Source organism: Staphylococcus sp. HMSC055A09 (assembly GCF_001809655.1).
Taxonomy (GTDB): Bacteria; Bacillota; Bacilli; order Staphylococcales; family Staphylococcaceae; genus Staphylococcus; species Staphylococcus capitis.
Map to the genome: position 1 here is coordinate 770,040 of NZ_KV798369.1, position 20,055 is coordinate 790,094.

Consider the following 20,055-nt stretch of genomic DNA (forward strand, 5'->3'; position numbering starts at 1 on the left):
TTAATGTTAAATAAAGAGAGTTATAAAGAGATTAATAGGAGTTATGATAATGAAGTTTACGAATTTAACAGCCAAAGAATTTAGTGACTTTACTGATCAAATGCCTTATAGCCATTTTACTCAGATGGAAGGTAATTATGAACTTAAAGTTGCTGAAGGAACGGATTCACATCTTGTAGGAATTAAAAATAATGACAATCAAGTGATTGCTGCATGTTTATTAACTGCTGTACCTGTAATGAAAATTTTTAAATATTTTTATTCAAATCGCGGGCCAGTAATTGATTATGATAATAAAGAACTTGTTCACTTTTTCTTTAATGAACTAAGTAAATACGTAAAAAAGTATAACTGTCTTTATCTAAGAGTTGACCCTTATCTTCCATACCAATACTTAAATCATGATGGTGAAATTATTGGAAATGCTGGCCATGATTGGTTTTTCAATAAAATGGAAGAATTAGGATTTGAACATGAAGGCTTTCATAAAGGCTTCCATCCTATATTACAAGTAAGATACCATTCTGTTTTAGATTTAAAAGATAAAACATCTAAAGATATTCTTAAAGGAATGGATAGTTTAAGAAAGCGAAATACTAAGAAAGTACAAAAAAATGGTGTTAAAGTTCGTTTCCTATCCGAAGATGAATTACCTATTTTCAGATCATTTATGGAAGATACTACTGAAACGAAAGAATTCGCTGATAGAGATGATAGTTTCTATTATAATAGATTCAAACATTTCAAAGACAGAGTGTTAGTACCATTAGCATATATTGATTTCGATGAATATATCGAGGAACTTAATAATGAAAGAGATGTTCTCAATAAGGATTTAAATAAAGCGCTTAAAGATATTGAGAAGAGACCTGACAATAAGAAAGCTTATAACAAAAAGGATAATCTTCAACAACAATTAGATGCAAATCAACAAAAAATTGATGAAGCTAAAAATTTACAACAAGAACATGGTAATGAATTACCTATTTCAGCAGGATACTTTTTCATTAATCCTTTTGAGGTTGTATATTACGCCGGTGGTACTTCAAATCGTTATCGTCATTATGCTGGTAGTTATGCAATTCAATGGAAAATGATAAACTATGCTTTAGAACATGGTATTGATCGTTATAATTTTTATGGAGTTAGTGGGGACTTCAGTGAAGACGCTGAAGATGTAGGAGTAATTAAGTTCAAAAAAGGCTATAACGCTGATGTTATTGAATATGTAGGTGATTTTATAAAACCAATCAATAAACCTATGTATGCAATCTATAACGCACTTAAAAAGTTAAAGAAATAGATTTTTTAGGAAGGGAATTATCTAATTATGAAATTTACAGAGTTAACAGTTAAAGAATTCGAAAACTTTGTACAAAATCCATCATTAGAAAGCCATTATTTTCAGGTAAAGGAAAATATTGCTACGCGTGAAGCAGATGGATTCCAAGTTGTATTATTAGGTGTTAAAGATGATGACAATAGAGTAATTGCAGCAAGTCTTTTCTCTAAAATTCCTACAATGGGAAGTTATGTATATTATTCAAATCGTGGTCCAGTTATGGATTATTCAGATTTAGGTTTAGTTGATTTTTATTTAAGAGAATTGGAAAATTATCTACACCAACATCAATGTTTATACGTAAAATTAGATCCTTATTGGATATATCAAGTTCATGATAAAGACATCAATCCTTTAACTGAGAAGAACGATGCTTTAGTTAACCTCTTTAAATCACATGGTTATGACCACCATGGTTTCACAACTGAATATGATACTTCTAGCCAAGTAAGATGGATGGGCGTTTTAGATTTAGAAGGTAAGACACCTTCTTCACTGAAAAAGGAATTTGATAGTCAACGTAAAAGAAATATTAATAAAGCGATAAACTATGGAATTAAAGTAAGATTTCTTGAGAGAGATGAATTTGATAAATTCTTAGATTTATATCGCGAAACTGAAGCTAGAACAGGCTTTGTATCTAAAACAGATCAATATTTCTATAATTTCATTGATCACTATGGCGATAAAGTTCTTTTACCATTGGCCTATATAGACTTAGATGAATACATAGAAAAAGTTCAACATTCTTTAAATGATAAAGAGAATCGTCGTGATGATATGATGGCTAAAGAAAATAAAAATGATAAGCAATTAAGAAAAATTGCCGAATTAGATAAACAAATTGAGCATGACAAAAAAGAATTACTAAATGCTAGTGAGATTCGTCAAACTGAAGGATCCATTCTAAACTTAGCAGCAGGTGTATACTTCGCTAATGCATATGAAGTCAATTATTTCTCAGGAGGTTCTTCAGAAAAGTTCAACCAATATATGGGACCTTATGCAATGCATTGGCATATGATAAATTATTGCTTCGATAATGGTTACGCAAGATATAACTTTTATGGTTTATCTGGTGACTTTACTAAAGATAGTGAAGATTATGGTGTTTATCGCTTTAAGAGAGGATTTAATGTTCAAATTGAAGAATTAATTGGCGATTTTTATAAACCAATTAATAAAGTGAAATATTGGTTATTCACGACATTAGATCGTATACGTAGTAAGGTTAAAAAATAAATATCTATATTTGAGAGCATATTGGGATAGAGCCAATATGCTCTTTTACCATATTAGAGAAGGGTTGGAAAACTCTAACTGGTTAGTGTAGGTAGAATATAAATCTTAGTTGTCGAAATCATGTTGTTCCCTACACATTTAATAATAGCATATTATTTTTATTGCACAATAATGCACTTAGATTAATTTTAAATAAAGTTTTTATATCTATAAGAGTTACTATTATTATAATCGTTTAAATAAAGAGAGAATGACAAATTTGAATGATGAAGTTTTTATAAAAAGCTAAAAATGAAGATTATACAACTGATATTTTCTAAATTTTTTGGAAGTTTGTTAATTTAATCGACAGTATACTAAAGATATTTAAAGCGAAGTATAGTATAGAGATGATTATAAAAGTATTATGTAAACTAAGGATATATATTTGCTTTTAAAAACAATTAATTAAGGAGATTTCATCTAATCTAATCTAAAGCACCTTATAACAAGAGATTGAGAGGCATTTTGGGCCATACATCAATTAAAAAAGTGATATTAAAGTTTGTTTCAATTAAATACAGCAAATTTATGGTGATTATTATCCAACAATGGCTTGTAATTTAGCAAATTAAGTATATAAACAAACGCTTATGGCAGATATTTACGCCTTAACTCTATGTATATAGCGATAAGTTATAATAAGCTCGTACGATTGCATAGCGCATAATAATCTTGGAGATTTAGTGGCTGTGTTAGAAGAAATAATTCAAATTAATTCAGCACACATTTAAAATACTAATAATAACCATAATTATAATAATCAGTTGTATATATGCGCGCTGGGATGTTTTTAATCTTTTAGTTTACATAATATATATTATAGGAAGTTGTGTATATTTGTTCAGGGGCCTTACTTGTTGTCTATAAAATATTACTTACTCGCGTTATTTGTTGTTTAACTATTTGTTTTATTTCTCTATTGTCTTACATTATTAATAAGCTAGATTACTATCATTACTCTATGATATTAGTTAATAGAAATTGCAACTATATATGTATTCACACTTATAAATCTAATGAGTAGCTATAGTTAATCATTTTGATGTATTTTGTATGCTATACTGAATTCATTATTACTAAATTTGGAGTGACTCGATAATGAATTTTATTTTTGATATAGATGGTACAATTTGTTTTGATGGTCATCATGTTGACCAATCTATTAAACATCGGCTTGTAAAACTCAAAAATGCTCACAATAATGTAATATTCGCATCTGCACGTCCTATAAGAGATTTGCTACCAGTAATTCCTGAATTTGCGGATTATACTTTAATTGGTGGAAATGGAGCTATTATTTCTCAAAATGGACAAATCGAAATTATTTCGGAAATAGACGTTCATGATATTACGCTTATCAAACAAATCATTAAGCAATACAATTTAACATATATCATTGATGATAAATTCAATTACTCGACAAATCTAAATGCTGATACTGAATTGTATCAGCGTATAGACCCTAATCGTACGGCACAATCTTTACATATGGATGCTATAAAGGATCCGATTAAGGCTATACTTTTAAATATTAAATCTGAAGAATTTGCTACTATTACTAATACTTTAGAAACTGAATCTAATGGAATTGAGCTTATACACCATTACAATGAATCATACATTGATGTTACTGCTCAAGGTATAGATAAGCATACGACGATTCAATACATATTGGGTGCTGAAGTGGATTATATCGCATTCGGCAATGATCATAATGATATACATATGTTAAATAATGCTTCTCATGGTTATTTCGTCTCAAATGCTAATGTAGAGTATCAATCTTTTTTAAAGAACCCTAATATAGAAGTTATAAATAATACTAATGAAGCAATTTGTAATGTCTTAGATAGATATCTTTAAGAGGTATTAATCGTAGAACATAAAAATCAATATAAAACTTCCCACTCAATATCAAGCATGTATGAAGCGGGGAGTTTCTATTATTCAAATGTTTCAATTAATAATTTAGTGTACTCATTACGTTCAGAATCAAATAATTCATTTGTTTTGAAATCATCAACAATTAATCCATCTTTTAAAACGATAATTCGATTTGTTAAACGTTGCAACACTGATAAATCGTGTGATATAACAATCATCGTTTGAGGTATGTCAATTTCGGATTTCAATAAGAAATCAATTACCTTTTGTTCTGCGATAACATCAAGATTTGATGTTATTTCATCGCATATCAAGATGTCTGGTTGAGCTAGTAAAGTTCTTATAATATTTAATCTCTGCAATTGACCGCCACTTACTTCATTTGGATACTTTTGCAACAATTGATGAGATAAGTGAAAAGCATCTAAATGATTTAAAATTTGTTCTTTTATAAATGAAGCTTTAACTTTATTGTAATAAATAAGGGGCTCCTCTAATGATTGTTGAATTGTATAGTGTCTATCAAAACTTTCAAATGCATGTTGATATATAGGCAATACACGTTTGGAATCTACATTAACTTTACCTCTTATAGATTTGATTTCATTTAATATTAGTTTAACTAGGGTAGTTTTACCTGCCCCGCTCTCACCTAGAATACCTACCTTTTCATTTTCTTTAATGTCTAAATTAATACCATTAAGTACTGGATGATTTTTACTATATTCATAATAGACGTTTTGTAATCTAATCATTATTCATTTATCTCCCTTTGACTCAAGGTATTTCTGTTTTCTAATAATTGTTTTGTATAGGAATGAGATACTCTATTTTCTAAGAGGTTGCCAACTTCACCAGTCTCTACCACTTCCCCATGCTTCATAACAGTAAAATAATCTCCATAACGAAGGACATGATTCATATTATGAGTAATAAGGAGTACCGTATTATGATGATCTTTGACAATGTGTTGAAGCAGTTGCATTATTTTATGACCATTAACCACATCTAATGAAGCTACAGGTTCATCTGCGATAATAAGTTTAGGATCTAGCATTAGTACACTAGCAATATATACGCGTTCTAGCTGACCACCTGAAAGTTCAAAGCTATATTTTTTTATAATATTAGAATCATCTAAATTCACCCATTTTAATGCGTTCTTTATCTTTTCTAATGCTTCAAAACGACTTGCATCATGATGAGTACGGTATATTGCGATGAGTTGTTTTTCTAAACGTGTATGTTCGTTAAAGCTTTGAGCATAATTTTGAGAAATATAACCAATGTCCTTACCTAAAAATTTTTTTATGTCACGAGCCTCATTATTCTCAAATTGATATTCCGTAAAACTCATATCAAGACCTTTAGGTAAATAATTTAACAGTGCTCTAGCTGTGAGACTTTTACCTGCCCCACTTTCTCCAATAATTACATTTAAGATTCCTTTGCGGACATCTAAGTTTAGGTTTTTAATTAAACTTGTACCATTTAGATCGCTAATGTTAAGATTTTTAATTTTTAAAAGAGTCAAACTCGGCACCTCTCTTCTCTAATAAGCGGTCTCGAATTGCATCACCAGTAAGATTGAATAACAATATTGTGATTGAAATAAGTGTGGCTGGTGCAATAATCATAATAGGATGAGACGTGATGAAATTTCGTCCTGCTTGCAGCATAGCTCCCCATTCAGGAGAAGGCGGTTGTGCCCCTAATCCTAAGAATGATAGCGAACTAATGTATAATATAATTTTACCGAAATCTACTACTATAATGACCAAAATAGATGGTATGACCTTTGGTAATAAATGTTTAAATAAAATATTAAAAGTTGACACATTGAATAGTTTAGCCATTTTGATATAGGAATAATTCATTTCAGAATTAACAATCCCTCTCGTTACACTTGTATAATTCATCCATTTAATAAGTGTAATCGCAATGACTAAATTCCATATACTTGGATGAAAAAAGCTTGCTAAAGCAATCATTATGACAAACTCTGGAATACTTAAACCGATATCGATAATCCTCATAATGATTGAATCAATAATCCCTTTTTTATAGCCTGCCAAAAGACCCAATGGCACACCTATTAAAATAGTAAAAAGTAACGTAAGTAATGTAATGAATAAAGTTGTACGAGCGCCTATGATAAGACGGCTAAACAAATCGCGACCATAATCGTCAGTGCCTAATAAATGTTTGAAGCTTATAGGTTTAAACGTCTCTGATAAATGAACATTGAAAGCTGCGTCTGGACTTACAAATAATTGTAAGGCAATGATTATAAAGATATAAATACCAAACACATAAAAAATATAATTACGGTTGGCTAGTTTACGCTTCATGTCGATCACCTTCTTGTCTATGCTGGCTTTGGCGAGAGGATTTGAAAATATTTATTCCATCTTTAGAGTTATAACGTTGTTTAGGATCCATCATCAAACTTAAAATATCTGCAATCGTATTGATAATCACTACGAAACAGCCTATAAATAAAACGCAACCTTGTATTAAAGGATAGTCTCTTGATTTGATGCTATCTACTAAAATGTAACCTAAACCTGGAATATCGAATAAGTTTTCAATGACTACAGTGCCCCCTATTAAACTACCTACTGATAAACCTAATAATGGGATAATGGGAAGTAATGAAGGTTTAAAGATGTCGTTAAATAAAATATAACGTTCTGACATTCCTCGTAACCTAGAAGCTTCCACAATTGGACTTTGGTATTGTTCTAATAAATTAGATCGAATGAGTCGAATATAATATGCACACATTCCAATGCTCATTGTAAGTATAGGTAATACATATATGGCTATAGACCCCTCCTCCGATGTTGGTAAGAGATTGAGTTTTTGATTAAAAATAAATAATAAAATTAATCCAAAAAAAAATGAAGGTAAGCTTACCGAAAGAGAAGTAAAAATACGTATCAAGTGATCTAAAGTTTTGTGATAGTTTAATGCCGCAAAAATACCTAATGGTATAGAAATAAGCATAGATACAATTAGAGTGCCAAAGGTAATAATCAATGTTGGGCCAATATAACCTGCGATTTCTTGTGTTACTGGTTCATTAGTTTGAAAACTTGTACCTAAATTGAAGTGTAATAAATGACTCATCCAGTGCCACCATTGAACAAATATAGAGTCATTTAAACCTAATTTCTGTTCTGTTGCTCGAATTTGGGATTGAGAAACCTGAGTTGTATCAAGATGAAGGATTTTATTAACAGGATTACCTGGTGATAATTTCATCAGAATAAATGTGAGCGTTGTGATTACAAACAGAACAATCATCATTTGCAATATTTTGGAAATGATTGTTTTAAACATTATAGAAGCATCCTTCCACTTTAAATGAATTAAATATTTATATAATAAAATTTAACATTAAATTGTTTTTGTTATCATCTTTCTATTATAGTAGTGATTTTAAAAAAATAATAGTAAGAGCGTTAAATAAAAAAGACTCAACACTTTCGAATTACCGAATGTGCGGAGTCTTTAAAAAATTTTATTTACGAAAACGATGTCTCGACTTTTTAAAATCGTCATCATCTTCATATTTACGAATTTCTTTCTCAAGTTTATTTTTCTTACGCTCACGTCGCCATTTACGAGTAAAGAACCACAATAAGAAACTTATGATTAAACTCATTATAGCTAAAAAGGCAGCATAACCTAATAAAGGTTGATAAGAAATATCATGGAAATTTGGAATAAAGAATGCTAATAATGCTAAAACTACAAACGTGATGATTGCGGCCGAAAACCATTTATGTAAAACAAGAGTACAGAATACTGTTAACAAAATCATTGCTAAGATAGTAATCCATAAATAATTAGGCATATCAAAAATTGTCATTATACTATCTCCTCGTTCTCTAATTAATAATAATTTTATTATACTATTGATGTGCATTAAACTACTCAGGCTCAAGTAGGAAAGTTTTATAAATCACGCTTAATTCTAACCTATTCATGATACAAGATTAAATATTTAATTCCCTGCTTATATATTAGATAAACAAACAATTAGATAACCACATGAAATGTTATTCTGAATTGAGTTTTGTATAATATAAGTAATTCTAATTTAAGGAGTGTGTGACTGATGACACAAGGTCTACCTTTAAGAAAAGATGTTCCAAAGCAAGAAACATGGGACCTCAAAGATCTTTTTATTAATGATGAAGCATTTTATGAAACTTTAAATCAAGTATTTAAGTCTTCTAAAGAGTTTAATTCTAAATATAAAAATCAACTTACTAACATTGAGAATGTCGAACGAGCGTTGAAAGATTATGAGGACATTCTAATTCAATTAGATCGCCTATATAATTATCCTGAATTAAGAGTTAGTGTTGATACTTCTAATGAAGAGGCACAAAAAGTAAATGCTAAACTTAATACGATGTCTGGAAAAATTGCTGGTTTATTATCATTTGTAGATTCAGAAATCTTGGCATTATCCGAGGAAACGTTAAATGAATTACAAGAAAAAACTAATTATCCTTACTTTATTAAGAGATTACATGATAGAAAGCCGTATCAATTATCAACTGAAGTAGAACAAGTACTTGCCACATTAACACCTACCTTAAGAAGTCCGTTTGAATTATATGGCACCACTAAAAGTTTGGATATAGACTTCGAATCATTTGAACATAATGGTGTTACCTATCCATTAGATTACGCAACTTTTGAAAATGAATACGAAGATCATCCAGATGCTGAATTTAGAAGAAAGAGTTTTAAAACATTTAGTGATGCTATACGTAAATATCAAAATACAACGGCAGCTACATATAACATGCAAGTACAACAAGAGAAAATTGAAGCGGATTTACGTGGGTATGACTCCGTAATAGATTATTTACTTCAAGAACAAGAAGTTACGCGTGATATGTTTGACCGTCAAATTGATGTCATTATGAGTGATTTAGCTCCTGTAATGCAGAAATATGCTAAACTCATTCAACGTGTACATGGTCTTGATAAAATGCGCTTTGAAGATTTGAAAATATCTATTGACCCAAGTTATGAACCTGATATATCTATTGAAACTTCAAAAGAATATATTTATGGAGCGCTTAACGTTTTAGGTGATGATTATGTAAATATGTTAGAAACTGCTTACAACAATCGTTGGATTGATTTCGCACAAAATAAAGGTAAAGAGACAGGCGCTTATTGTGCGAGCCCTTACTTTACGCACTCTTATGTGTTTATCTCTTGGACAGGCAAAATGGCTGAAACTTTCGTTCTTGCTCATGAGTTAGGTCATGCAGGACATTTTAAATTAGCACAAGACCATCAAAATTTACTGGAATCTGAGGCATCAATGTACTTTGTTGAAGCGCCTTCTACAATGAATGAAATGTTAATGGCTAACTACCTATTTAACAGTAGTAATGATCCTAAATTCAAACGTTGGGTGATTGGTTCAATTCTATCAAGAACTTATTACCACAATATGGTAACGCATTTATTAGAAGCTGCATATCAACGTAAAGTATATCAATTAGTAGATGAAGGAGAATCACTCACAGCTCCGATCCTAAATAAAATTATGCTAGATGTGTACGAAACATTCTTCGGTAATGTGGTTGAAATGACTGATGGCGTCGAACTAACATGGATGCGTCAGCCACATTATTATATGGGTTTATATTCATACACGTACTCTGCTGGTTTAACTATTGGTACAGTTGTATCTCAAAAAATTAAAAATGAAGGTCAACCAGCTGTAGATAACTGGTTAAATACATTAAAAGCTGGCGGTAGTATGTCTCCAGTTGAATTAGCTCAAACTGCCGGTGTTGATATCACTACTGAAGCTCCATTAAAAGCTACAATAAAGTATATCTCAGAGTTGGTGGATGAATTAGAGAGATTAACAGATGAAATTGAAGCTGAATAAAGAATAATTGAATATGAAAAATCGCCCCTACAGGATATAATTTATCCAATAAGGGCGATTTTTTTATTAGTCAAATGTATCGTAATGCTCTCCGGTTAAATAATAATAGACACTTTCGGCAATATTACTAATGTGATCTCCAATGCGTTCTAAGTGTCGAGCGGCTAAATGTGCTTGACCAGCAACGAATGGATCATTATCAATTAAGTATGTTGTGTTAACGATATTAATGTATAAATCATCAATGTCTTTATCTCTTTCAATAATTTCCTTAATTAATGTTAAATCCTCGGTTTTAACTGCTGTATTTAAGTCTTCTAGCATAAGCATTGCTAACTTACCCATCGTCTTTAAACGTGTAAACACATAATCATCGTTAATCTTCACTCTTAAACGTATATGTGCGATGCTTGCAGCATTGTCCCCCATTCTTTCAAAGTCAGTAGAAATTTTTAATGCTGCCATCATCATGCGTAAATCAGTAGCAATTGGTTGCTGTTTAGTGATTAACATAATGACTTTTTCATTAATCTCATAATCTAATTGATTAATTTCCTTATCTTTCTCAATGGTTTCTCTAGCAAACGTTCTTTTTTCTTCACTTAACGACACTAATGCATTTTTGATATTAAAATAAACACGAAGGCCAAGACGACGTAAATCTTTGATTAACTCATCTAGCTGACCTTCGTATTTATGTCTAATGATTGCCATATATAATTATCCGAAACGTCCTGAAATATAATCTTCTGTTTGTTTATCAGAAGGATTAGAGAAGATTTTATCAGTGTCGTCGTATTCGTTTACATAACCATTAAGGAAGAATGCTGTTTTATCAGATACACGTGCAGCTTGTTGCATGTTATGTGTAACCATAATAATTGAATAATTTTGTTTTAAGTCTTGTACTAATTCTTCAACTCTTAAAGTTGAAATTGGGTCTAATGCTGATGTTGGCTCATCCATTAAAATTACATCCGGTTCAATTGCTAGGCATCTAGCGATACAAACACGTTGTTGTTGCCCCCCTGATAAGCCATAAGCATTAGTGTGTAATCTATCTTTCAATTCATCCCATATTGCAGCGCCACGTAATGATTTCTCTACAATTTCGTCTAAAACTTTTTTATTTTTAATACCATGTGTTTTAGGACCGTAAGTAATATTATCGTAAATTGATTTAGGGAATGGGTTCGGTTGTTGGAAGACCATTCCTACATTAGTTCTTAGTTTCTCTTTAGAATATTTAGCATCAAAGATGTTTTGATCGCGATATAAGATTTTACCAGCTGTTTTAACAGAAGGTACAAGCTCAACCATACGATTTAAAGTTTTGATGTAAGTTGATTTACCACAACCTGATGGTCCGATAATTGCTGTTACATTATTTTCTAAAATATCTAAGTTAATGTTTTGTAACGCATGATTTTCACCGTACCACAAATCTAAATTTTGAGTAGAATATACGATGTTTTTTTGACTATCAGGTGTCTTGTCTTTTTTATCATTTTCAGTAGTAATAATCGTAGACACAGAGCCATTATTTTTCTCTGTTTGCTCATTTAATTTATTTTTTTCTGCGACTTGTGAATTAGCCATAATTAAAAACTCCTTCTATATATAGTCGAGGTTTTATACGTATCACCCTCGACTATTTGAATAACTATTTCCCTATAAGTTTAATTAATATTTTTTACTGAATTTATTACGTAAAAGAATTGCTACTGCATTCATTGCTAATAAAATAATTAGTAAGACGATAATTCCTGCTGATGCAACATTCTGGAATTCAGCTTGAGGCATTTTAGCCCAAGTGTAAATTTGAGTTGGAAGTGCAGAGAATTGATCTAATAAGCCAGAAGGTGTAGCTAAAAGAATAGTTGGGATACCAATAACTACTAATGGTGCAGTTTCACCTAATGCACGAGATAACGATAAGATAAACCCAGTTAAGATACCAGGTAATGCTGCAGGTAATACGACTCTTCTAATCGTTTGCCATTTATTAGCACCTAATCCAAATGACGCTTCTCTCACCGAACCAGGTACAGCTCTAATAGCCTCTTGACTTGAAACGATGATAACTGGAAGAATCAATAATGACATTGCCAATGCAGCTGCTAAGACACTATTGCCCATACCTGCTGCTCCAACGAAAAGTGTGTAACCTAATAAACCGAATACGATTGAAGGTACACCAGCTAAGTTTGAAATACTTATTTTTACAATACTTGTAAAAATATTGTCCTTTGCATATTCTTCAAGATAAATCGCTGTACCAATTCCAAGAATGATAGTAATTGGAATAATAGTAACAATTAACCAAATGGATCCAACCAACGCACCTTTAATACCGGCATCTGCAGGTGTTGAAGATGAGAAATTCGTAAAGAATTCAGGTGTTAAATGTCCTGCCCCTTTAATAATTGTTTGTGCTAGTAAAGCAACTAATACTACGAGACCGATGACTGTGCATAGAAAAAATAATCCTTTAAATATTTTATTCTTAGTACCACGAGTAGAAATGTTTTTATCTACCTTATTTTTATCTATTAACGCTTTATTAGTAGGATTTGTTGTTGCACTCATATTAATACTCCTCTCTGAATCGTTTTGAAATCCATTGTGAAAGTAGATTCATTATTATAGTGAAGATAAATAGAGTAAATCCTACCGCATAAATACTGTAGTAGATATCTGAGCCAAATGGCGCGTCACCAGTTGCAACTTCAACAATATAACCAGTCATTGTTTGTATGGAACTAGTTAGACTTAATGAAGATGTAGGTGTACTACCAGCTGCTAATGAAACAATCATAGTTTCACCAATCGCTCTTGAAACACCCAATACAATTGATGCGACAACACCTGAAGTGGCTGCAGGTAAGACAACTTTAGTAGCAACTTCAAATTTAGTTGCACCAAGACCATAAGCGCCTTCACGTATTTTATTAGGTACAGAAGACATTGCATCTTCACTCAAACTTGTAATAATAGGCACGATCATAATACCAACAACTATACCGGGACTTATAGAGTTGAACTCGCCTAAACCAGGAATAATACTTCTTAAAATTGGTGTTACAAAAGTTAAGGCAAAGAAACCGAATACTATCGTAGGTATACCTGCTAATATTTCTAGGATTGGTTTGATGATACGACGTGTTCTATCACTTGCATATTCATTAAGATAAATTGCAGCGCCTAGTCCAATTGGAACTGATACGATAGTTGCAATGAAAGTAATTTTTAATGTACCTATAATCAATGCCCAAATGCCATATTCAGGATTTGAACCCGTAGGATTCCACGTTCCTGTTAAAAAGAATTTAGAAAATGGTACACGTGTAAAGAAAGTGATTGTCTCAGTGAGTAAAGTAAATAAAATAGCAATAGTGGTTAAGATTGAAATAGCTGAAATAATACCCAAAATGATAGGAACGATTTTATCACTTGCTCCACCCTTTTTAGCATTATTCTTGGCTATCATTTCTCTAACATTTGTTTGTGAAGCCATGTAAATCCCTCTTTCTAATTTCTCCCAAAATAATTTAAAAAAGATTGGGAATTACTTTAGGGAATGATGAGTTCAAATGAATCAATTGTTTATAAAAACTCAATAATCTTCCCTGAAGAAAAAAGTACAGACAAAGTGGTTGTTCTCCACTTTGTCTTATACTTTTGCAAATTCCCAACCCTTTTATATTAAGTACACTAATTTTTATTTTTTGTCGTCTGATTTTTTATCTGATTTCTTGTCAGATTTTTTATCAGATTTTTGATGTTTATCTAAAAACTTATTTAACTCTTTTAATTGAGATTTATAAGTTTTCTTAGGAGCAGCTACTTCATCTTTAGCTTCAGCAGATTTACCTTCATCTTTAAGAACGAATTTCATGAATTCAGACATTACTTTGTTATCTTTTAATGATTTATCTTTAACGTAGATGAATAATGGTCTACTTAAAGCATATGAACCATTTTTGATTGTTTTCTTAGTTGGTTCAGTTAATTTGCCGTTATCATCTTTGATCTTAACTTCTTTTAATTTGTCTTTATTTTGTTCGTAGAACGCATAACCGAAGTAACCAATACCTTCTTTGTTTTTAGTTACAGAGCTAACTAATTGGTTAGTATCAGCATTTTTCTCAGCCTTGATATCTTGTTTGTTCATTACTTCCTCTTCGAAGAAGTCGTATGTACCATGACTTGAGTTAGGTGATACAGCATTGATTTTTTTGTTTGGCCATTTAGAATTTACATCTTTCCAAGTTTTAGCTTTTCCAGAATAAATATCTTTTAATTGAGATTTAGTTAATGATTTTACGAATTTATTATCTTTATTTACTGCGATAGTAACAGCATCTTGTGCAATTTTAAATTCGTGGTATTTAATACCTTTATCTTCTAATTTTTTCTTTTCTTCGTCTTTAATAGGTCTTGAAGCGTCTGAGAAATCAGTTTCGCCAGCAATGAATTTTTGGAATCCAGCACCTGTACCAGCTTGTCCAGAAGAAATTTTAGCGTCTTTGTGATTTTTCGCCCATTTTTCATTTAATTTTTCGACGATAGGAGCTACAGTAGATGAACCTTCACCTTTTGCAGAACCTTTAAGATCACTTCCGCTACCAGAACCTCCATTACTACCACCGCAAGCGCCAAGTAAGAATGAAGCACCTAATACAGTAGTACCGACTAATTGCCACTTTTTCATTGAAACATCCTCCTAGTATAAATAACCCTAATGTTATATGTATTTCTTACAGCTTTTATAATACATACCTTTTGTTAATTAAAAATAGAGTAATTGTAAATCTTTTGTTAAGAATGTTTAAAGGTTGGTATAACGCGCTTTATAGAGGTATAGATGAAGTTTATATTTTTGAAAAATTACTTTAATTCATAAATACAATAGTTGTTATTTAGAAAACATACAGGTGTGAGTGTGTATAGTGGCGATATCACAAATTAAAAATTGTACTTAGATAGTCAGACAGATCACAAGCCCCCGCTTATTAAAGATGTTTTATACTTAATTCTCTATTTAAAATAATTCGATAAAAAAAGCTTATTCCTAGAATTTTAGGAATAAGCCTTTGCATTAGATTTGAATTTTTCTAATTCTATTCTTAAATTAACTACATTAAAGTATGTTGTACATCAATCATTACTTACTAATATATACTTCTTATTCTTCTACTCTACTCCAACCTTTTTTAGTAAGCGTGATTTTACCAGTTTCAATATTAATTATTTTCTTCTTATATAAATGACCAATAGCACGTTTGAATGAGCCTTTACTCATATTGAACACTTCTTTAATGGCTTCAGGACTGGATTTATCCCAAAATGGTAATTCGCCATCATATTCTACGAGTAGATCGAAAATAACTTGTCCATCATCGTCTAAACGTTCATGAGCTAGCGGTAAGAATGAACCATTGAGTTCACCTTTATCATTATGTCCGATGATACGCACTTCAACTTTCTCTCCTAAACGAGGTTCTTGCTTACGTTCAGATTCATGGGCGAAAATTTTGTAGCCATCTTCACTCAATAAGAAACTTCCTACTCTTAATAAGCGATATGCTCGTGCTTCAATCATTTCATTTTGTTTACTATCATCCATTACTGGTGTGAACATACCTTCAACAATTGTTTCACTAGCGAGGCGTCCAAACATCTGATTATTACTATCAATTCTTAGAGTAACAAGGAGGTAATCTCCAGCTTGAGGCCATAATTCTTTAATTTTTGGTAGGTCTTCCCATGGAACTAACACTTCACGTGGAAGCCCTACATCAATACGTGCACCGTCACGGTCAGTTTTTAAAACTTTTGCAAAATCATATTTATCTTTGGTGATATCAGGCATGTTTTGTGTTGCAAACAGTTCACCTGAACGGTTTGGATAGACAAAGAAGCTATACTCTTCCCCTATTTCAAATTCGTCTTCATCGGCTACTTCTGATTGATTAAGTTTAACTTGTTCCCCATTGGGCCCCTTTAATAAATAAGTTGAGCCTTGTAAGCCCTCAACTTCTAAAAATTCTATTGAACCTACGATATCTTTATCTAATGCCATTATTTTCTCCTTATACTAATGTGATTTCTAAATTTCATTATTGTTTCTTCTATATAAATAGTTATTTTCAAAATTAAAATAAATGATTCACTACGATAAAATTCCTTTTAATTATAACATGAGTCACTTATTCTATCATTACTATGTCAACGTGGTCGAAACTCCTACTATTATATGATATAATTTCTCCGTTAGAATAACGATAAAGGAGCAAATGCATGTTACAAGTAACTGATGTAAGTTTACGTTTCGGAGATCGTAAACTATTTGAAGATGTAAATATAAAATTTACTGAAGGTAATTGTTATGGCTTAATTGGTGCTAATGGTGCTGGTAAATCAACATTTCTTAAAATTTTATCTGGCGAAATTGATTCGCAAACAGGTCATGTTTCATTAGGAAAAGATGAACGTCTAGCAGTATTAAAGCAAGATCACTTCGCATATGAAGATGAACGCGTATTAGATGTCGTAATTAAAGGATATGAGCGTTTATATGAAGTTATGAAAGAAAAAGATGAGATTTATATGAAGCCAGATTTTAGTGACGAAGATGGTATTCGTGCTGCAGAACTTGAAGGTGAATTTGCAGAAATGAATGGCTGGAACGCAGAAGCCGATGCTGCTAACCTACTTTCTGGTTTAGGTATTCAAGCAGATTTACATGACAGAAAAATGTCTGAACTTGAAAACAATCAAAAAGTAAAAGTATTATTAGCGCAAAGTTTATTTGGCGATCCCGATGTACTTCTACTAGACGAGCCTACTAACGGTTTAGATATCCCTGCAATTAGCTGGTTAGAAGATTTCTTAATTAACTTTGAAAATACAGTTATTGTTGTATCCCACGACCGTCACTTCTTAAATAACGTATGTACGCACATTGCTGACTTAGACTACGGTAAGATCAAACTATATGTAGGTAACTATGATTTCTGGTATCAATCAAGTCAGTTAGCCCAAAAAATGGCTCAAGAACAAAATAAGAAAAAAGAAGAAAAAATTAAGGAATTGCAAGATTTCATTGCACGATTCTCTGCGAATGCTTCTAAATCAAAACAAGCTACAAGTCGTAAGAAACAATTAGAAAAAATTGAATTAGATGATATTCAACCATCTTCAAGAAGATATCCATATGTTAAATTTACTCCTGAACGTGAAATTGGAAATGATTTATTAACTGTTGAAAATCTATCTAAAACAATTGACGGCGAAAAAGTATTAGATAATGTTTCATTCACAATGAATCCTAACGATAAAGCTATTTTAATTGGTGATAGTGAGATTGCCAAAACAACATTGCTTAAAATTTTAGCTGGTGAAATGGAACCAGATGAAGGAACATTTAAATGGGGTGTCACTACTTCCCTTAGCTATTTCCCTAAAGATAATTCAGAGTTCTTTGATGGCGTCGACATGAACTTAGTTGATTGGTTAAGACAATATGCGCCTGAAGATGAACAAACTGAAACATTTTTACGTGGTTTCTTAGGTCGTATGCTATTTAGCGGAGAAGAAGTTAAGAAGAAGGCAAGTGTTCTATCCGGTGGTGAAAAAGTTCGTTGTATGTTAAGTAAAATGATGTTATCAAGTGCTAACGTTTTATTACTAGACGAACCTACAAACCATTTAGACCTAGAAAGTATCACTGCAGTTAATGATGGATTGAAATCATTTAAAGGTTCTATCATCTTCACTTCATATGACTTCGAGTTCATCAATACAATTGCAAACCGTGTTATCGATTTAAATCAACCAGGTGGTTTATCTAAAGAAGTTCCTTATGAAGAATATCTTCAAGAAATTGGTGTTTTACAAAATAGTTAATAAATTTTCTTTAACTCTAGAGCATCTTCGTGATTCTCTAGAGTTTTTCTTTTGGAAATTGATATTTAAGCAATCAATAATAAAGTTTTATTTATAATAAATCACAAATTGTGTTATATTACTCTTAAATTTTCAGTATATTTTTAAAAATCTAACATATCGGTTTACAGAGATATACACTCTATGTATAATAAACTCATATCAATTGAATAAGATTTTGATGAGGAGCATCAATCATGAGTAAATTTTAGTATTTTGTCTGCTAACAACTAATTTTGAAAGGGTGCGATGCCGAAACAATTCATAATAGCAGTTATGAGTCGTTGGACTTTTTGGTTAAGAGCTGAAAGTTTGTCATTATTACTAAATAATGGAGTGCATCACTTGTACATAAATGTAGAGCAAGTTCGCGCATTCCGAACTTGTTCTTTTTTTATATCGTGTGAGCCTCCCCTAATTTTAGGAGGACTGAAATTGAACAGAAGTGTTTTGAAATTTGGCGGGTCTTCCGTCAGTGATTTTACAAAGATAAAAAATATTGCTGAAATGCTTAAAACACGAGTTGAACAGGGAGAAGAATTAATCGTTGTAGTTAGTGCAATGGGTAAAACAACTGATCAATTAATGGAAAATGTGTCAACGTTGACTTCTACACCTAAAGATCAAGAACTTGCCCTACTACTTACTACGGGTGAACAACAGACAGTCTCCTATCTTTCAATGGTACTTAATGATATTGGTGTAAAAGCCAAAGCAATGACTGGATACCAAGCAGGTATTAAAACAATTGGTCATCATTTGAAAAGTAAAATTGCAGAGATTAATCCAGATACATTTAATCAAGCATTTGAAAATAACGATGTACTGGTAGTAGCTGGTTTCCAAGGTATAAATGATGAGTTTGAGCTTACTACTTTAGGCCGTGGAGGTTCTGATACTACTGCTGTGGCTCTAGCAGCAAGTAACCAAATCCCTTGCGAGATTTATACTGACGTTGATGGAGTTTATGCAACAGATCCAAGAATATTAAGTCATGCTAAGCGTTTAGAATACGTGTCATATGAAGAAATGATGGAAATGAGTGCGCTTGGTGCTGGAGTACTTGAAACTAGAAGTGTTGAACTTGCTAAAAACTATGAAATCCCCCTTTATTTAGGGAGAACTTTATCAAATGTGAAAGGAACGTGGATTATGTCTAGATCAGATTTATTAGAGAAAAAAGCTGTTACAGGAGTAGCTTTAGATACGCATATGATGCACGTCACAATTAGTTATCCCCTACCTGACAATCGCTTATTAACTCAGTTATTTACTGAGTTAGAGGAAGGTTCTGTCAATGTCGATATGATTTCGCAAATCGTTAATCTCGAAGGATTACAGCTATCATTTTCGATTAAAGATAGTGACGTTAATCAAATTTCATCTATATTGGAAAATCTATCCACTCACTTTGAAGCCTTAGATTATAAAATTAATGAAGAATACGTCAAAATTTCGTTAATTGGATCAGGTATGAGAGATATGTCTGGAGTAGCATCTAAAGCATTTATCACTTTAATCAATTCTGAAATTCCATTCTATCAAACAACGACTTCAGAAATTAGTATTTCATATGTTATTGATGCAGAAAATGGTCAAAAAGCGGTAGAAGAATTATATAACGCATTCGATATCTAAAATTGGTATGATATATTTATAA

17 protein-coding genes and 1 riboswitch are annotated in these 20,055 nt (G+C 31.6%); of the genes, 6 read left to right on the forward strand and 11 right to left on the reverse strand.

The genetic code is table 11. The annotated features are described in order from the left end of the window. Positions 1-49 precede the first annotated feature (49 nt). The 3 genes from HMPREF2642_RS09215 to HMPREF2642_RS09225 all read left to right on the forward strand — a co-directional run bounded on the left by HMPREF2642_RS09215 (position 50) and on the right by HMPREF2642_RS09225 (position 4,489). Positions 50-1,303, forward strand: a complete 1,254-nt coding sequence (locus tag HMPREF2642_RS09215) for an aminoacyltransferase (RefSeq protein WP_023350306.1) — start codon at positions 50-52, stop codon at positions 1,301-1,303. A 27-nt stretch (positions 1,304-1,330) separates the two neighbouring features. Then, positions 1,331-2,584, forward strand: a complete 1,254-nt coding sequence (locus HMPREF2642_RS09220) for an aminoacyltransferase (protein WP_023350305.1) — start codon at positions 1,331-1,333, stop codon at positions 2,582-2,584. A 1,140-nt stretch (positions 2,585-3,724) separates the two neighbouring features. After that, positions 3,725-4,489, forward strand: coding sequence for an HAD-IIB family hydrolase (locus HMPREF2642_RS09225; RefSeq protein WP_049428614.1), 765 nt, complete (start codon positions 3,725-3,727; stop codon positions 4,487-4,489). Between the two features lie 80 nt (positions 4,490-4,569). On the opposite strand, the gene HMPREF2642_RS09230 is transcribed toward HMPREF2642_RS09225, so the two are convergent. From HMPREF2642_RS09230 to HMPREF2642_RS09250, 5 genes are all read right to left on the reverse strand, one after another. Further along, the gene (locus tag HMPREF2642_RS09230; RefSeq protein WP_049428617.1) at positions 4,570-5,265 is read right to left on the reverse strand and encodes an ATP-binding cassette domain-containing protein; all 696 of its coding nucleotides are present in this window, start codon (positions 5,263-5,265) and stop codon (positions 4,570-4,572) included. Continuing rightward, a complete protein-coding gene (locus tag HMPREF2642_RS09235) occupies positions 5,265-6,044 on the reverse strand; it encodes an ATP-binding cassette domain-containing protein (protein ID WP_049428618.1) in 780 nt (259 codons plus the stop codon). The genes HMPREF2642_RS09230 and HMPREF2642_RS09235 overlap by 1 nt, the downstream gene beginning before the upstream one ends. Further along, on the reverse strand, positions 6,025-6,861 hold the full coding sequence (gene nikC / locus HMPREF2642_RS09240; protein ID WP_070597801.1) for a nickel transporter permease: 837 nt from the start codon (positions 6,859-6,861) through the stop codon (positions 6,025-6,027). The genes HMPREF2642_RS09235 and nikC overlap by 20 nt, the downstream gene beginning before the upstream one ends. Beyond that, a complete protein-coding gene (gene nikB, locus HMPREF2642_RS09245; RefSeq protein ID WP_049428620.1) occupies positions 6,851-7,855 on the reverse strand; it encodes a nickel ABC transporter permease in 1,005 nt (334 codons plus the stop codon). Before nikB ends, nikC begins: the two co-directional genes overlap by 11 nt. A gap of 181 nt (positions 7,856-8,036) precedes the next feature. Then, positions 8,037-8,387 (reverse strand): membrane protein, encoded by a 351-nt coding sequence (locus tag HMPREF2642_RS09250; RefSeq protein WP_002433873.1) that lies wholly within the window; start codon positions 8,385-8,387, stop codon positions 8,037-8,039. A gap of 249 nt (positions 8,388-8,636) precedes the next feature. Between HMPREF2642_RS09250 and pepF the strand changes: the two genes are divergently transcribed. Next, positions 8,637-10,445 carry an oligoendopeptidase F gene (gene pepF / locus HMPREF2642_RS09255; RefSeq protein WP_070597802.1) on the forward strand — a complete coding sequence of 603 codons (1,809 nt, stop codon included), beginning with the start codon at positions 8,637-8,639 and terminating at the stop codon, positions 10,443-10,445. Between the two features lie 66 nt (positions 10,446-10,511). Here pepF and phoU read toward each other — a convergent pair whose 3' ends face one another. From phoU to cvfB, 6 genes are all read right to left on the reverse strand, one after another. Further along, positions 10,512-11,159 carry a phosphate signaling complex protein PhoU gene (phoU, locus tag HMPREF2642_RS09260; RefSeq protein ID WP_002453208.1) on the reverse strand — a complete coding sequence of 216 codons (648 nt, stop codon included), beginning with the start codon at positions 11,157-11,159 and terminating at the stop codon, positions 10,512-10,514. Between the two features lie 6 nt (positions 11,160-11,165). Beyond that, a complete protein-coding gene (gene pstB / locus HMPREF2642_RS09265; protein WP_002433584.1) occupies positions 11,166-12,044 on the reverse strand; it encodes a phosphate ABC transporter ATP-binding protein PstB in 879 nt (292 codons plus the stop codon). An 84-nt stretch (positions 12,045-12,128) separates the two neighbouring features. After that, positions 12,129-13,034 (reverse strand): phosphate ABC transporter permease PstA, encoded by a 906-nt coding sequence (gene pstA, locus HMPREF2642_RS09270; protein WP_049428624.1) that lies wholly within the window; start codon positions 13,032-13,034, stop codon positions 12,129-12,131. Position 13,035: 1 nt separating this feature from the next. Continuing rightward, positions 13,036-13,962, reverse strand: a complete 927-nt coding sequence (pstC, locus tag HMPREF2642_RS09275; protein WP_002433906.1) for a phosphate ABC transporter permease subunit PstC — start codon at positions 13,960-13,962, stop codon at positions 13,036-13,038. Positions 13,963-14,166: 204 nt separating this feature from the next. Continuing rightward, entirely contained in the window at positions 14,167-15,159 is a 993-nt protein-coding gene (locus HMPREF2642_RS09280; RefSeq protein ID WP_070597803.1) for a PstS family phosphate ABC transporter substrate-binding protein, read from the reverse strand. Between the two features lie 474 nt (positions 15,160-15,633). Next, positions 15,634-16,530, reverse strand: coding sequence for an RNA-binding virulence regulatory protein CvfB (gene cvfB, locus HMPREF2642_RS09285; protein WP_070597804.1), 897 nt, complete (start codon positions 16,528-16,530; stop codon positions 15,634-15,636). Positions 16,531-16,748: 218 nt separating this feature from the next. On the opposite strand from cvfB, the gene HMPREF2642_RS09290 reads away from it, so the two are divergent. Both HMPREF2642_RS09290 and HMPREF2642_RS09295 read left to right on the forward strand, forming a co-directional pair. Then, on the forward strand, positions 16,749-18,356 hold the full coding sequence (locus HMPREF2642_RS09290; RefSeq protein ID WP_070597805.1) for an ABC-F family ATP-binding cassette domain-containing protein: 1,608 nt from the start codon (positions 16,749-16,751) through the stop codon (positions 18,354-18,356). A 212-nt stretch (positions 18,357-18,568) separates the two neighbouring features. Beyond that, positions 18,569-18,745: riboswitch (Lysine riboswitch) on the forward strand. A gap of 85 nt (positions 18,746-18,830) precedes the next feature. Beyond that, positions 18,831-20,033 carry an aspartate kinase gene (locus HMPREF2642_RS09295; RefSeq protein WP_049428627.1) on the forward strand — a complete coding sequence of 401 codons (1,203 nt, stop codon included), beginning with the start codon at positions 18,831-18,833 and terminating at the stop codon, positions 20,031-20,033. Positions 20,034-20,055: the final 22 nt, after the last annotated feature.